Source organism: Exiguobacterium sibiricum 7-3 (assembly GCF_000620865.1).
Classification (GTDB): domain Bacteria; phylum Bacillota; class Bacilli; order Exiguobacteriales; family Exiguobacteriaceae; genus Exiguobacterium_A; species Exiguobacterium_A sibiricum_A.
Genome location: NZ_KK211190.1, coordinates 399,756 through 415,985, shown reverse-complemented (window position 1 = coordinate 415,985; position 16,230 = coordinate 399,756). Strand labels below are relative to the sequence as shown.

Annotated in this window: 13 protein-coding genes; 1 reads left to right on the top strand and 12 read right to left on the bottom strand. The window is 46.8% G+C overall.

The genetic code is table 11. From position 1 onward, the window contains the following. Positions 1-3: 3 nt before the first annotated feature. From P402_RS0103130 to P402_RS0103105, 6 genes are all read right to left on the bottom strand, one after another. Positions 4-705, bottom strand: coding sequence for a hypothetical protein (locus P402_RS0103130; RefSeq protein ID WP_026827374.1), 702 nt, complete (start codon positions 703-705; stop codon positions 4-6). Between the two features lie 26 nt (positions 706-731). Then, positions 732-2,300, bottom strand: coding sequence for a S8 family peptidase (locus P402_RS16695; RefSeq protein ID WP_026827373.1), 1,569 nt, complete (start codon positions 2,298-2,300; stop codon positions 732-734). Positions 2,301-2,460: 160 nt separating this feature from the next. Continuing rightward, a complete protein-coding gene (locus P402_RS16145; RefSeq protein WP_026827372.1) occupies positions 2,461-4,044 on the bottom strand; it encodes a S8 family peptidase in 1,584 nt (527 codons plus the stop codon). Between the two features lie 151 nt (positions 4,045-4,195). Then, complete coding sequence (locus tag P402_RS0103115) at positions 4,196-6,877, bottom strand: glycoside hydrolase family 70 protein (RefSeq protein WP_026827371.1); 2,682 nt, start codon at positions 6,875-6,877, stop codon at positions 4,196-4,198. A 211-nt stretch (positions 6,878-7,088) separates the two neighbouring features. Further along, positions 7,089-10,388, bottom strand: coding sequence for a hypothetical protein (locus P402_RS0103110; protein WP_026827370.1), 3,300 nt, complete (start codon positions 10,386-10,388; stop codon positions 7,089-7,091). Between the two features lie 534 nt (positions 10,389-10,922). Beyond that, the gene (locus P402_RS0103105; protein ID WP_026827369.1) at positions 10,923-11,336 is read right to left on the bottom strand and encodes a hypothetical protein; all 414 of its coding nucleotides are present in this window, start codon (positions 11,334-11,336) and stop codon (positions 10,923-10,925) included. A gap of 166 nt (positions 11,337-11,502) precedes the next feature. On the opposite strand from P402_RS0103105, the gene P402_RS0103100 reads away from it, so the two are divergent. After that, complete coding sequence (locus tag P402_RS0103100; protein ID WP_235188811.1) at positions 11,503-11,748, top strand: hypothetical protein; 246 nt, start codon at positions 11,503-11,505, stop codon at positions 11,746-11,748. Between the two features lie 68 nt (positions 11,749-11,816). On the opposite strand, the gene P402_RS0103095 is transcribed toward P402_RS0103100, so the two are convergent. The 6 genes from P402_RS0103095 to P402_RS0103070 form a co-directional block, all read right to left on the bottom strand. After that, positions 11,817-12,665, bottom strand: a complete 849-nt coding sequence (locus tag P402_RS0103095; RefSeq protein WP_026827367.1) for a pirin family protein — start codon at positions 12,663-12,665, stop codon at positions 11,817-11,819. Positions 12,666-12,797: 132 nt separating this feature from the next. Continuing rightward, positions 12,798-13,229 carry a helix-turn-helix domain-containing protein gene (locus P402_RS0103090; protein ID WP_012371518.1) on the bottom strand — a complete coding sequence of 144 codons (432 nt, stop codon included), beginning with the start codon at positions 13,227-13,229 and terminating at the stop codon, positions 12,798-12,800. A 117-nt stretch (positions 13,230-13,346) separates the two neighbouring features. Next, positions 13,347-14,831, bottom strand: a complete 1,485-nt coding sequence (locus P402_RS0103085; protein ID WP_235188810.1) for an SdrD B-like domain-containing protein — start codon at positions 14,829-14,831, stop codon at positions 13,347-13,349. A 200-nt stretch (positions 14,832-15,031) separates the two neighbouring features. Then, entirely contained in the window at positions 15,032-15,454 is a 423-nt protein-coding gene (locus tag P402_RS0103080) for a hypothetical protein (protein WP_012371521.1), read from the bottom strand. Positions 15,455-15,461: 7 nt separating this feature from the next. Next, positions 15,462-15,884, bottom strand: a complete 423-nt coding sequence (gene fabZ, locus P402_RS0103075) for a 3-hydroxyacyl-ACP dehydratase FabZ (RefSeq protein WP_012371522.1) — start codon at positions 15,882-15,884, stop codon at positions 15,462-15,464. Positions 15,885-15,911: 27 nt separating this feature from the next. Beyond that, on the bottom strand, positions 15,912-16,208 hold the full coding sequence (locus P402_RS0103070) for a DNA-directed RNA polymerase subunit beta (RefSeq protein ID WP_026827365.1): 297 nt from the start codon (positions 16,206-16,208) through the stop codon (positions 15,912-15,914). Between the last annotated feature and the right edge of the window lie 22 nt (positions 16,209-16,230).

Sequence of the window (16,230 nt, the reverse complement as noted above, 5' to 3'; positions counted from 1 at the left end):
TTTTTACTTTACCTCGTCTTCTTCAAGCGTTAAGACAGAATAGTAATTCACTTTGTATTTTTTATGACGATCGTCATAATGCATGACCAGATCAATTTGTTTGTGCGGATTCGAACTGTCGAACACGTAAACTTTTGATTGCCCCAGGTACTTATACTTTTTCCGTTCCTGCTTTGTCTGGACGGCTGTATAATCCCAACTCCACCGCATCGCCACATGTCCCAGCCCTTGACCCGAGACATGACGATCCAGTTGCCGTTCCGTTTGTCCGCTGTGTATCCTTGTGATATGAGGAATCGTTCGGGTACTTTCTCGTAATCCGGTGGGTGAATCCGCAAGAAACTGGAGTGCTTTCGTGGTGAGGTAGTACGTCGACTTGTTTCGTTTCGTATCAAACTCCAGTTCCATCCGCGTCGGCAATGTCTTCGACCGGTCGAAAAAAGCATACGTCCGTGTCCGATATCCTTGTTCGTTTTTGACGCGTATTGCCTTTTTCTTAAAGACTGTCGCCCCGTTCTTCTCAGTCAGGTGTTGTTTGTAGGACTTTCCGTACATGACTTTGGCGACTTGTACCAACGTCAGCCCAAACGCAAATGACCGGTAGGTTGCTAGCACCTGTTTTTCTTCCTTCGATATCGCCTGTACTTCTATCGTCGCAGTCAGACAGAGGACACCGACAATGAGCCCCGTGATCAGTTGTTTCAACGGTCTTATCGCTACCTCTACTTTTTTCATTTCAAGAGTCTCACAGCCCGATCAGCATCAAGCCGTCCGTACCCGTACGACGTATCATATCCTTTTTCCCCAAGGTCTTGTGCTGATTTTTTGAGAATGCTTTCGACTTCAGACGCTTTGATCGTCGGTTTTAAGCTGTAGAGGACGCTCGCGACACCGGCGACATGCGGTGCTGCCATCGACGTCCCGCTCCAGAAGGCCGATACCCCGTCACTCAGGTAACTTGGAATGTCTTGTCCCGGTGCAATCAAATCGAGTCCTTCGCCATAGTTCGAGAAGGCCGATCGTTTGTCGAACCGGTTGGAGGACCCGACTGAGAGCGCATACTGCGACCGTGCCGGATAGGACAGTTTGTTCGTTCCTTCATTCCCCGCCGCGACGACAACAAGGACACCTTGTTTTTTCGCATAGGCGAGAGCATCCTCAATCGCACGGGACGAGAATCCGCCACCGATGCTGATATTGATGACTTTGGCTTTCTTCTTCACCGCATGCAGAATCCCTTTGGCGATATTCGAGTTGGAACCGTAGTTGTCTTCCCCGAGCACTTTGATCGGGATGATCGATGCTTTGGCATTGATGCCGGACATGCCGTACGTATTGTTGCTGTTCGCCGCGATGATACCAGCAATGTGTGAGCCATGACCATGATCATCGATGGCGAGCTGACGGCGGTTGACAAAATCATACCCAAGATCCATCCGGACCCGTCCGGCAAAATCGGCGTACGTCGGGTTGATCCCGGTATCGATGACCGCGACGAGGACCGTCGATTGTTTTTTCGAATTAATCCGTTTTTTCATCGCGTCGAAGTTGATATCCGCTCCTTTGACACCACCCCGTTGTCCGGTATTATTCAACGACCATTGATACGATTTGAAGACATCATTTCCGAGTCCATGCATCTGACTATCGAGTTCGACATAAGCGACGCCACGTATTTGTTCGAGTTGGCGTTTTGCGGCAAGCGCCTGCATGACCGTCCGATACGTGAATTTTTCGAGCTTGAGTCCTGCATCAATCGTTTCCCGTTTGACGACATCCGTTTGCTCAGACAACTGCTGATTCTGATCAGCTGTTCCCGTCCATTTGACGACGAGACTGCTCGCTTTCGCCGATGTGCTAGACTGACCAATCGACTCCCGAAGCGGTTGCAGGCGTTCAAGTTTAAACGGGACGACAAACGCCGTATTTTTCTTTCCTTCAATCTCTATGTATTGACGTCCACTCCAACTGAGCGGGAAAATCAGCGACTGATTCGTAACTTGATCGTACCGTCCGTAGACCAGTTGTTGTTTATAGTCTGTTTGTGATTCATAGACCGTGACCGCTTCCGTAGCGTCCGCAGCAAACTTGAGGTGAGTGCCGCCCGTCAGGTAGGTTTTTGTATCAAAGTAAAACAAGGCTTTTCCTTTGCTGTCAAACTTTCCTTTAATGTAGGCTTTCTTTGTTTTCGCGTCCAGCGCCGGTAATTTTTGCGCACCGGTCCCTGCTGCTTCTGTTTGAATCGGTACGGCTGTTCCCAGTAGACCGAAAACCGTCAAGCCGACTAACCATTTTTGCATTTTTTCACTCCTCTATATGCCTTTTGTCCTATACATCCAGTATAATGGAAATTTTTACGATAAACACCTGATTTTTGATTTTTCATCAGAATTTTTTCCGGAAATTTAAAATAAATCATAAAAAAAAGCGAATCCTTTGAAAGAACGGATTCGCCTTGCTTCATTTAATGTAACTGGCTGCTTTGTCGGCATTAAGACGACCCGATCCATATGTCGTATCGTACCCTTTACTGCCAAGATCCTTCGCTGATTTTTTGAGGATACTTTCGACATCGGTCGCTTTGATCGTCGGTTTCAGACTGTACAAGACACTCGCGACTGCCGCGACATGTGGGGCTGCCATCGAGGTCCCGCTCGCAAAAGCGAGTTCTCCGTCCGCCAGATAACTTGGAATCGAAACACCCGGTGCCACAAGATCAAGTCCCGTCCCATAGTTCGAGAACGAGGCACGTTTATCCGTCCGCCCTGTCGCACCGACCGATAGGACATATTTTGAACGAGCCGGGTATGACAATGCCTTTTTCGCCTCGTTACCAGAAGCAGCGACGACTAAGACATTTTTGCTTTTCGCATAAGCGAGTGCCGATTCGACCGATTTAGATGAAGCATAACCACCAAGGCTAAGATTGATGACCTTCGCTCCTTTTTTGACAGCATGATTGATGCCGCTCACGAGATCCGACGTGTAACCGGCTCCGCTTTCGTCCAAGATTTTAATCGGAATGATCGAAGCTTTGGCACTAATCCCTGTCATTCCGTACGTATTGTCACTACCGGCGGCGATGATTCCTGCGACATGCGAACCATGTCCATTATCATCCCAAGCCGTCTTCGAACGATTGACGAAATCGTATCCAAGATCCATCCGGACCTTGCCGGCGAAATCAGCATAACTCGGGTTGACGCCTGAATCAATGACAGCGACGAGTGTCGTCGACTGTTTCTTTTTCGCAATCCGTTTTTGCATCGCCGTGAAACCGATGTCCGCTCCTTTGAGACCTTTTTTCTGTCCTGTGTTCAGGAGTGACCACTGGTGGTGTTTGAACGCATCGGCGCCAAACGCTTGAACCGGCGTATCGTATTCGACGTACGCTGTCGAACTTGATTGCTCAAGTTTCTGTTTCGCTTGGTTCGCTTCCGCGGCCGATCGATACGTCAATTTTTCGAGTCGTAATTCAGGTGCCAATGACTGAACCGACTTGGCACCGACACTACTTGCACGCATCTTACCGGATTTTGTTTTGACGATCAGTGCCGTGCTCGCCTTCGTCGTGACAGACGAACCTTTCGTCAAATCAACCGGTTCGTACCGCGACACACTAAACGGGACAGAGTACGTATCGCCAGGAGACCCTTCAAGAATTAAGTACTGACGCCCTTTCCAGCTGAGCGGGAAATACATCGTTTCGTCATTACGTTGAAAGTACCGGTCGTAGACACGACCTGCATCGGCATCTGCTTTACTCGTAAATATCGTCCCGTAAACGTCCCAGTCGAGTTCAAATTCAAGATGCGTCCCGTCCGTGATAAAGTCGGCTGCATCCATGTACCAGACGTCAAACCCTTCTTCGTCAAATCGTCCTTTCATCGGTGCTCCGATATAACTGCCATGGAACGTTGGTAATGCTTTTGCATGCTCCACCTGCTGGCTACTAATCGTTTTTTGTTTGTCGATCGCTTCTCCGTTTAAACCAAATCCTATAAGTAAGCTAACCGTCAGGCTACCTGTAATAAGTTTTTTCATCTCTGCACTCCTTCAATCGTCTTAGGTCTATACACCTATAATATACTCTTTATTTATGGGATAATGTGGAATATTTAAAAGTATTTACCTAATTCGTTCAATTGACCGGAATCCAAAAAAAACCATCACCTCGAGGGTGATGATTTGATGATTATTTGACGCTGACTTTGAATGTCTTAACGACCTTGTAGTTTCCGACCGTCGTATACGTCACGCGGATCGAAGTCTTCCCGTTATTCACTGCCTTGACTTGACCTTTTGTCGAGACGGTTGCAATTTTTTTATTAAGTGAGGCGTAGCTGACTGACTTGATTTGATCCGTCGCTGCCGAATAACCAATCGTCGTCACTTGACCTGTTTTTAATGTCTTGCCAGTTGCTTTGAGTGTGACCGTATTGACTTTTGTTTCAATCGGTAAAGTTGCCGTCAAGACGAAACCGTCTTTTAGTGTCACAGTTGCTGTGACCATTGTCTTACCAGCTGCTTTACCAACGAGACGTCCAATTGTATCAACTGTTGCTTTTGACGGATCTGCCACTTGATAGCGGATCGACGAAACAGCAGATGAGCTATTTGCGACTTTCGTTTTCAGGTTGATGCCTTTTCCTTGGTAGACACTTGCTTTTTCAATCGTTGCCGTTGGTGCTTTTGTTGTTTGGGGAACGAAGACACCAAGATACCCATTAACTTCTGCTGTTCTCATGCCTTTGACCGGAACCGTCAAGATACCGTTTTTATCTGTGACGAGTTTCGTCTTGCTGACACCACTTGCATCGACGAAGACTTGGTTCGTATGAAGTTTCCCCATGTCGACTTTGATCGTCGTGTTGAGCGCTGATTTTTTACCAATGACCGTCGCAACACCCGTATTCCGGTTTTTACCGAGACGGACGCTTGAAATCAAGTGATCTCCGGCGATTTTTGAAGTGTTCGCTGTGTGCGATACGACTTTTTGTGCGCCGTATGCATATTGTTTCCGGACTTTCAGTAAGTTCGTGATTTCATCATAATACGGTGTTTGTTTCGTCATATATGAAGCATCCGTTTGATACATGTCACCATAATAGACGGTTGGGACTGTGTCTTTGTTGGTCAGTAAGTATGCATACTGTGCGACAACGTTATCGACCGAGTATTTTTTCTTCGTGCTTGCCAGTTCAGCATTGTAGATTTTAAGTGCTTTTTTCTCAGTGTCTTTATCGTACATTTTTTCGAACGATTTCGGCTCTTCGCCTGCTGCGTACTGGACGCCTGTTTTGATACCGTAGAGATCAAGCATGATTTGGTTGACGCGGTTTTTCTCCTGGTCATGGTTGTTGACGAATGACCAGTTGGCGGACACATCAGTCGATCCTGCTCCTGCCCGGTTGACGGTTGAACCACTTGCGATAGCACTTAACGGACGTTTTGACATTTCGTTCCCGAGTGCATTCCGCATCGTGAAGTAGAGCGGTGAATCCATGATGAGCTGTTCATCATTGTTTGCCTTCATATACGATTTTTGCTCTGACTTGTAGCTTTCGATGTAGCTCAAATGCTCTTGTTTACCGAAGTGCTCTTTTGCGACTTGCGCTTCCGCCTTCAAAATCGCCGTATCATAGTGCGACGCTGCATCGATCCGGAATCCGTCGAACTTGTACGTCTCAAGCATCCATTTCATCCAGTTCTTTTGCTCTTTGATGACTTCTGCATTCGAGTTGGCCAAGTCTACTCCAAGCAGGAACTCGTCATTATTTGTCATCGTCTTGTTGTAGGCTTGAAGCGGTAAACCTGCTTCATCGACGAACAGGAACTGATCTTCGATGTCGATGCCCGAATTGTCATTCTGATACGAACGTTCTTCCGATCCATATCCGTAGACAGCTTGTGTTTTCATGTATTCTTCAGTCAATTTAGCAATCTTCGTGTTGTCAGGAGATGCAAGTAATGCTTCTTTTGTGGCAAAACCATTTTCTTTCATGTAGGCAAGATATCCTGGATCTTTCGCATACTGCGACAACATCGGTTTCCAGTTTTGTGGCGATACTTCATACCAGCCATCTGCCGCAAGATATGTATCAACGACGTTCAGGCTTTGTGTTTTAGACGCTTCAACCAACCATTCCGGGAGATAGTTTTTCTCATTGTTTGGTCCAAAGTAACGGTATGGTTTACCGGCTTTGTCCGTCATGACACGCCCTGTACCCTGACCTTGAAGAGATGTTCCGTTTAAGAAGGTTTTGTTCCATTCTTTGAGGTAACCGTATTTCGCCTGTCCCATTCCGCCGCCTTTTGTATAGGCCAAGTATGGTGTTGCTAACGTTTTTGTCATTTGTCCACCTGTATAAGGATTTGCGAACGGCTCCCCTGAGCTAGTTGCACGACGAACGAAGACGGCTTCACGTTGGTTCAAACCAAGCATTTGGTTTGGAACCAAATCCATCTGAACTTTGATGTTATCGTCATGTAACATGTCGACCATCATCTCGAGGTGACTGGCTTTTCCGTATTTCGTCGCCGTCGCTCCGCCTGGTCCTTGTGGGAATTCACCTAAGTCATACCGATCGGCAATAGCATAGCCTTCCATGTAACGTGCCATATCAAATGAACGATATGCAGGTGGCATCCATACATCTGTTACTCCCCATGAGTTCAACAGGTCACCTTTTTTGGCAAGAGTCCGGTACATGTTGCTGTCATACGGTTGGTAGAGGCTGAAGCTTTGGAAGATGACATGGTTATCGAGCTTTTCACCGGATGTATATGCTGCTGCTTGCTTCGGTGCTACACCAAAGCTACTTGTTGCTACGACGGTAGCGAGTAATCCCACTGATATTCTTTTCGTGTTCTTCATTGGTATTATTCTCCTTTTATTATCTGTATGTATTTGATTGTTTTTCCCTTTAATTACTAATCAACATGACATAATTTAACATCTTTCTTTTGTCATGACACCTCTATTTTAATAAAATAAGTCAATAGGTTTCACAAAATGCAATCGATTGCGCTAATCACCACAAAACAACACCTTTCATCCATTGCTGAACGAAAGGTGTTCGAGGGGATTAGTTTAATCCGAGAAGAACTGCTTTCTCGTAACCGCCAGTCAAGACTGAGTTGTCATATGACTGAAGATCTTTGTTGACAACGATAACGTTCGACAACGTTTTGAGTGTACCAGCCGGGACTTTGATCTTAACGATATCCAGTCCGTTTGATACGTTGTCATCTGAGTCAGCAAGCGAGATGCTTGTTCCGACCGGAAGTGCTTTTCCGTTCAGGATATAGTTCGCTGTGCTTGTCGCATCGTACATACCAGAGTATTGAACACCCTCTGTGAACTTGACGCGGATGACGTCTTTTTCGTTTTTCTCGTTTGCAGAGACTTTAACGATTTCGAACGGTGTCAGAACTGGTTTAACAGGCGTTTTCATGAGTTTGAAGTCATGTGTTGCTGTTGCAACCGTATTACCGACATCATCAGACAATGATTTGACGACGACTTTCCACTCTTCGCCGTATCCTTCCATGTCGACGAGTTTTTGAAGGCTCTCGTTTGCTTTGACTTGGAAGTTTTTGTCCGTTGTATCTGTATAATTGACGACAGATCCGTCGATCGTAACGATTTTTCCATCTTTGTTCTTACCGATGAATTCAACTGTCGTTTTCGGAGGTAAGACGATACCGTCCGCATTGATGAGTGGAGTGTTGTACTCATCGAGGTCACGGATTTTCACCGGTTCGCTCATCATGACAACGAAGTCGTTCGTCATTGGTACGCGGTCGATTGTGTTGATCTCAGCACTCTTCAGATCCGGCGTGTTGAGCGGCGATCCTTCGTAGTTGAGATCAAGTACTAACGCGTCGTTTTTCTCACCGTTCGCTTCGGCCTGGATTGCACCTTTTTCGAGCGTGATGCGGAACTTATCGTTGTAGTAGTTCTCTTTCGTGTTGACTGTATCGTAGATCTCCGTCCAGTCTTTCATCAATTCGAGGACAGCTTCGCCCGTCTCTTTGTTATAAGACGTGACATTGACATACTCGCTGAAGTCTTCGTATTTCTTCGTGTTCGAGTTGTAGCGCTCGAATACCATTTCATCGCCAAGTAAGTCTGCGATGTCTGCTTTTTTGAGGTCTTTGCTGAACATCACGCGGAATTGTTCAGGTGACTCAACGACGACGCCAGCTGTCGGTTTGACTGTATCTGCCGCAACCGTGAAGTCGAGGTTTTGTGTCGTTCCGATGTTGCTTTCATCTGAAAGTGCTGCGAAGTCCATTGTATCCCAGACTTGAAGCGAGTGTTTGCCTGCTGCGAAGTATCCTTCTTTGACGCCCGGATAATCATCATTCAACATGATACGGACTGTATCGCGGCGGTCAACACCTGTTTTGTTGTCAAATCCGTAATGCGTGACTTTGAAGTACTTCTCTCCGTATTGACCGTCGATTTTGAATTTCGCAGAATCGACCGCTTCAGAGAATTTCACTTCGAGTTGGTTCAGACCGACTGCTTTAACAGATGTTACTTCAGCCGGACGGGCATCCGTCAACTTGAAGCTTGCTTTTGATTTCACTTCTGTATCCGTGCTGCTCGTAATTTTTGCAACGAGCTTAACGACTGCGTTGTCTTGGAGTGGTGTTTCTTTGTCCAAGATCAACTCGAATGCTTTTGGATTCGAAGGAATCGCTTTAACACCGATAACACGCTTCATACCGTCAAATTGTTCGATTTGGATGTTGTCGTTTGCGAGGTAATCTTCTTCGTGAAGACCTTGCATGACTTTATCGAGTCCGAATGATTTGAGTAAGAGTTCACGTGAGACTGCTTTATCAAGGAAGACCGTCACACGATCTGCTTGATTCGATTCAGCTGCAAGAACGTTGATCATCTCGATTGGAGCCGGAGTCACAGCGATTGTGCTGAATTTGACCTTCGTCTCTCCTGAAATCTTACCGATGAGATTTTTGTAATCGCCTGCTGCCGTTTCGATGATTTCTGCACGGATCATTGCTTCGAGGTCTGTGTTGCTGAACTCTGAAGTAAGGAGGACCGTTGCTTTTCCGTCCTGGATTGTCACGCGGTCTTTCGCAAGTGCACCGAATGATGTTGATAATTTCAAGACGATATCGTCTGCATTTTTATCGACTTCACCAGTTGCTTTGTCCTTGAGTAAGAACGTCACTTCTGTGTTGTCAGCACCGTTTGCGACGATTGTCGACGCTTTAGGTGAGACTTCAAGCATCCAGAGGTTTTCAACACCTTGTGTCATGAAGCTCATTGAACCAAGGTCACGAGCGACGCCGCCGATCATGATACCTTTCGCTTCAACTGTGTAGTCTTTATCGTACTCAAGACCTGACACGTCGAGGAGTGCTGATTTTTTGTCCGGGCTGAGGGTAACAGCTGTAACTGTTCCGCCTGCGATTTTGAAGTTTTCGACTGATGCGCTGTCAACTGCGCGTGAGAACGTGACTTCCACTTTTTTGTTGCCGATGGCTTTTGCTGACGTCAACATCGTGTTTGCTACCGTGAAGTCCATTGCTGCTGATTTCACATCGCCGATTTTCACGACATAGCTGTGTGTTCCTTCAGGAATTCCACCTTGTGAGGCCATGAATTTCCCTTTTGAAAGCGTCCCTTTGACGACAATTGGTGCTTTTGACATATCTTTACCTGGGTAGATTAAGAGTTCTGCCATTGCGCCTGCCGCTGCGTACATGACGTCTGCTTTAACAGAAAGTGTCTGATCATCGACGCTTCCCATGACGTTCATGATGTTCGCTGCTTTGACTTCATAATTGATTGAACCTGTCACGACAGAGTTCGCACCTTTGTATGAGTAAGCAAGTTTATATTTGCCGGCTTTTGAAGTATCCGGTGTTTTGAGATTAAACTTACTGATTGGACGTTTAACGATAATACCTGATTTGTAACGAATGCTGATCGTGCTCGGAAGAACAACTTTTCCTCCGACTGCAACTGGTTCGAGGACTGGTTCGAGGACATCAACCGGATAGTTCTGAAGTTCTACTTTGAGGATTGCTTTTTTCGAAGTACCAGAAACTGTTCCGTACAAGACTTGGAACTTGTTAATGTACTTTTTCTCAAACTTCACGGTACCGTTCCACTTCACTGAACGCATTTCGTACTTGCCGTTTGTGAGCTTGACTTTGACTTTCGTCGGTAACATCAATTTCTTAACTGCGTACTTATCACCGCCTGCATGTTTCATCAAGATCGGTTCGATGTATTTAACAGAGACCTTCGAAGCCGCGTCAGCAGCAACCGGTGCGACGACAGATGCAGTGACTGCGAGTGCAGCTGCAGCTGCGTACAATTTGTTTGATTTTTTCGTGTAAGCCATGTTTACAATTCCTCCTCTTGTCTTTCAAAACTAAATGCGACAATCCCAACCAGATAACCTACACTTAAAGTAAAATATTTGTAAATATTTACTTTAATACACTCAACAAATTCTCTGTCTTCTTCGGAGGAATACGTTCTGTTTCACACGCCGATCCATCGCCTATTCAGTAGACGATCGTCAGTGATCCATTATGTATCCAGTTTGGGATGAACAGAAAAATGTTATCGAATGCCTATTTTCAAGGCATTTCATATGTCGTAGGTTCGTACCAAGTCTCACTCCTAAATAAGTGAGTCACTCAGCTACAGCTCAAATATACAAAACTCAGAAACTAACGACAATAGGTTTTTTGTAAAAATCAGGGGAATAGTAGTAACTAATAAAATATATTTACAGGTTGTATATGGAAATTAAAAATCTAACCATCCCTTTTTAAGAAAACGCTTACATTTATATAGAATTTCACTTAAGTCAATATTTTTCTGAAATATAATAAAGCCATCACGTTTCAATCCCGTGACGGCTTTCCTCTCAAGATATACTCTGATTCGCTTGCTCTACCGCTTCCAAAAACGAGTCGCGTCGAAACCGGTGATCGGCATCTGCCGTCAACTCAATCATGTCGTCCAAGCGACGCAATTGAATCGGCAGACCACGTCCGATCCATTCGAGTTGCTGCTGGAGATGTCGTCTCGCCCGGTCAATCGTATGTCGTTCTGCTGCCGCGAACTGCCGTAAGTACTGCAAGACGTAACCGAATCCGAATTCAATCGGAATCCGTAATTCGGCTCCCTTGTCCTTGATCCGAATCAGACCTGCTCCATAATGGATCGCCCGTTCCCACTCTTCACTGACCCGTTCGTACCAGTTTCCATTCGTCAGACAGTGTGTTTCCAGTGCTCCTTTTGGACCACTCGGCATGACGCTGAAATAATCGATTTTCATCCGCCTTCTCCTTTTCCATAAAAAAATAGGATGAATCCTTGATGGACTCACCCTATATGACAGGTCAAAAGGTTTAATTGTTCGAAAATCATGTAGATAAAAAACACATCATTCAACATCGAAAAAGCTTTTCGAATACGCTATACTGGATACGGGAATGGGAGGAATGCTCGTGGCGATTATCATCTTTTGCCTCGTATGTCTCTTCGCATATCGTATCCGCAAGCTTCCCGAAGCGATTCGGACGATCTTACTCATCCTCGGTTTACTCAGTGGATGGTTCGCGCTGTTTGAGATCATCAGTTATTTAGAAGCGAATCCTTACCTGGCCGCTATCCCGATTGCACTCGGGCTCGCTTACTGGTATTGGCATCGCAAGAAAAAACGGACGACCGGTTCTTCCTCATCTTGAGGTCGAGCGGTGTCCGACTATCGATTACTCAAGACCAGTCCAATCAAACGGAACTGGTTTTTTTGTTGTCACAAGACGGCTGGTGGTCCGAATTTTCCGTCATGGTAATCCCGGTACGCCTGACGAATCTCTTCTTCCGTGTTCATGACGAACGGTCCATAGGCAATCGTCTCCTCCCGGATCGGTTGACCGGAGTAAATCAGGACCTTCGTCCGGCTGACGGCCGTCAATGCGAGTGCACTGTCACCTTGCGCCTGTTCGTCAAACGTCAATGTCGCTGCCGTCGTCTTCGCGAGGCGCGTCTCGCTTGCTCCGACTTCCAGTTCTCCTGCCAGGACATACAAGAACGCATTATGGTTCGCCGGTAAGATATGTGTATACGTCGCGCCCGGAGCAAGCGATATCTCACTCATCGTAATTGGAACCAGGCTGTCGAGCGGTCCTGTCACGCCGGCAATCGCACCGGAATAGACCCGGACGTGTCCACCTGCAAACGGAACGACCGGTGCCTGTTCCAACAGGACGTTTTGATACGATGTCGTCGTCTCTTTCAAGCGTTTCGGCAGATTGAGCCACAGTTGTAACGTATGGATCAAATCGTCATCGACCGCTTCTTCCGCATGCCGTGCCGCCCAGCCGGCGTTCATGTACTGGACGTCACCCGCATCGAGAATCGAGTGTCCGCCATGATTGTCGATATGTTCGAGCCGGCCGTCAATGACATAGGTGATCGTCTGAAAGCCGCGGTGGGGATGATCGGAAAACGTCCCGCGTTTGAACCAGTCCTCCGCCATCAAAATGAACGGATCAAACTCGTCTTTCCGGTCCGGTGACAGGACCCAGCCCTGCTGCACATGGGGATAACCATTTTGTTGATACATCACTTGCCAGTGGTTCTTGACATCCCGTTTGAACATCTCTTCATCTCCTCTACTTATCATATTTTCATTGTCGCACAGCCGCGTTCTTAAGCCGTACTCGTTTGCTTGTCAGAGAGTTTTATTCAAAAGAAAAACGACTCCGGTTAACGGAATCGTTCAGTACTTCAATTAAAGGCGTGACGCCTTTTGTTCGAGGACGGCAATCTTCTCTTCGATTTCAAGCAGTTTCAGTTCATGTTCGAGTTCAAGGCGACGTTTTTTACGTTTCAGTTGGCTCAGTTCTTCTGCGACCGACTCCGGTGAAGCTTCCGGACGTGGTGGTGCCGACTGATCCATCGACTGACGGAGCGGGTCAAACAGGTTCGACTTGGCAAACTTCGCCGCTTCCGGACCAAACAGGTCATTGATGATCGGCAAGACTTTGTTCATCGCATTGCCCGGAATCTGTGACTTCTCGTCGACGAGACGTTTGAGCGCCAGTTCATCAACCAAATAGCCTTTTCCGTCCTGTTCGGCGTGTAACTCGCCCGTACGGATCCAGCGACGGACCGTCTCTTCTGATACACGTAACAATTCACTGATCTGTTTTGTCGTTAACATCGTTATCCCTCTTTCCGATTCATTTGATACCCTCACTATACACACGTGTGTGCGTGTGTGTCAATAGATACACACATCAAAAAACCCTCCGAACCGATGTGGTCCAGAGAGTTTTACTTATCCTGCGCGTCGTAACAATAACCAGAGTCCGACGACGGCCAGTCCTGCTCCTGTCGCAGCGTATGGGAACGGTTGATCCTCCCCTGCTTGCGGGAGTCGTTCACCAGACATACCGCCTGTCTCCGGATTGTCTGCTTTGACTTCCGTGACGGGTGCTTGCGCCGGTGTAGTCGATGTCTTCGTCGGTTGCGGTGTTGGTTTCGGTTCAACGACCGGTTTCGTCTTCTTGATTTCAGCAAGCAGGAAATACCCCATCGTCTCGTCCGTCAGTGTGACCGAATCCGTTGTTGCTTTTCGTTTAAACAGTTTGAGGAATTCATCGTATCCCGGGAATTCTTCTTCGTCTTCATCGGCCATGCCGAAAGCAAGCGCTTCTGCTCCTGCTTTCGTCAGATCGAATGAATCCATCATGTCATCGAGTGAGACATGGTGGATCGCTTCGACTGTGTATCCGGCTGCGACTTCTGTCTTCACCGTATACGTACCCGGCGTCAACTCGATTGATAAGGCATCGTCTTTTCCGACTTCTTCCGTATACACATCTTTACCTGTGATGGCATCCGTTACCGTATACGTCGCAGGAATCGTCTGCTCCGAGTAACCCGGAATCTGATCGTTGTTCGCATCGAGGAAGTTCGTTACGATCAACAGATTCGCCATGTCCATCTCTTCGTCATCGAGACCGTAGAGACCGGCATCCACCTGAACGATGTCACCTGCTTTAAGTTTCACTTTTGCTAAATCCTCTTCGTCAAGATCCGAATCGATCGTCGGATCTGTTCCTTCGTGTTGAGGAGACGTGTAGTAGTACCCGATGTCCATGCCGTATACTTCCACGTAATACGTTCCTGGCTTAATATCCTTAAACGTATACAGACCGTCTTTCGTATAGACTTCTTCAACGACATCATAGTTTTTATTTAAGAGATAAACCGGGACGTCACTGATGCGTGTTTCTTTTTCCTGACGGATCCCGTCTTCATTTTCATCAAACCAGATGATTCCGTTGATGACTGCAGTCGTTGCTTGGACCGGCTCTTCCTTGACTGGTTCTGTTTCCGGCTTCGGCTCTTCTTTAACTGGTTCTTCTTTCACAGGCTCTTCTTTGATTGGTTCTTCCGTCGCCGGTTCCTCCGGTGTAGGTTCCGTTGTCACGGGTTCTTCCGGTGTCGGCTCCGCTTTGACTTCGCGGCCGAATTCGATCAAAATCGTTTTCGCTTGATCCGTCGATGTGACTTTGACGACAGGTGCCGTCTCCGCCGTAAACGTCACTGTCGGATTTTTCGCGATATCAATTGCTTGTCCTGTCAATCCGTCTTCAAAGACTAACTCCGTTTCGGATTCGAGATTGACCATTCCTTCACCCGTGAACGTCAACGTATACGGGTTCGTCCCCGTTCCTGTGACATCCCATGAGGACACCGTTTCTGCCTGGGCTGGTGTAATGATACCAAAGACAAGCAGACACGCTACTATGTACATTCCAATTTTTCGCATTATGTTTATTTTCGCTCCATTCTAAAATATGTGTTACCTAGATTTTAAACAATAAAGGGAAAATAAACCACATGATTTCTGAAATTCATTTAAGAAAAAGACAATTCATGTCCGTTTTTTACGAAAACAAAAAAAGAATCATACGATAACCGGGGAACAGGTGGTTATCGTATGATTCCTTTCCATTAACGAACGACTTCAAGCGGAATTTCAATTCCACGTCCGGCACCGGCATCGATGATTAAGACCGGCAAGCGGTTTTCATCAAAGACTTCTTTTTCGATTGTCGTATCCGACGTATACGTTCTGATTTCCCCCATTTTTTTCGCTGTAAACGAAACGAATGGGAACGGAATAGACTGATTGGCAACATCGAGTCGAATATCGACCTGTTGGTCATCGAGCCGGATATCATTTGCTGTCCGAATCGTCAGACGCATCCGATCATTGTCCGTTGCTGAAATCTGAGCCGAGATATTTTCCGTTTGTCCGGCACGTGTGACAGGATCGATGATGACCGTCGGGGAAGCGGTCTCCACTTCGTCAGCACGCTGACAACCGGGAATGACAAGCAGCGAGATTGCCAAAGGAATCAGCAAACGCTTCATCACGGATTCACTTGATTGCGAAAGTCAGTTCAGCAGTACAGGCGACTTCCCCATCGACTGTTGCTGTGGCACGCCCTTTACCAATCGGTCCACGCAGTTTCGTCAGTTCGACTTCCAGTCGGAGCTGGTCACCGGGGACGACCTGACGCTTAAAACGACAATTCTCGATGCCGGCAAAAAAGGCCAGCTTACCTTGGTTTTGTTCCATCTTAAGAACAGCGAAGGCTCCGACTTGCGCCAATGCCTCAACAATCAACACACCAGGCATGACGTTGTAATCCGGGAAATGGCCATTGAAAAATTCTTCGTTGGCCGTGACATTCTTGATGCCGACAGCACGTTTTCCTTCTTCGACTTCTAAAATCCGGTCGACGAGTAAAAATGGATAACGGTGCGGAATCACTTCCTTGATTTGTTCAATCGTATACATATAGCGCAGCTCCAATCACTGGTTAATTTAAGATTGTGTCCAAAAATCGGTGATGCGGGTCCATGTGTCGAGCTTGAGGACGTCCATCGCTTCGCCACCACCAAGTGTCGCATATCCAACCATCGCACCGATTACTAACGCAAGGACGACAAGAAGAAGAATGATCAATAAACGAACAATGATCGGAACACGACGCGAAGAATACTGACGTAGTTTTTTACGTTGCTTCGGTTCCTGCTCTTGTTGCTCTTCGTTCTTGATCTGTTGATTACGTTTCAGACGTTCACGGGTCGGTTGGTCCGTTCCGGCTTGATTTTGTACCATCTTGATCACCTTTCATTGGTTC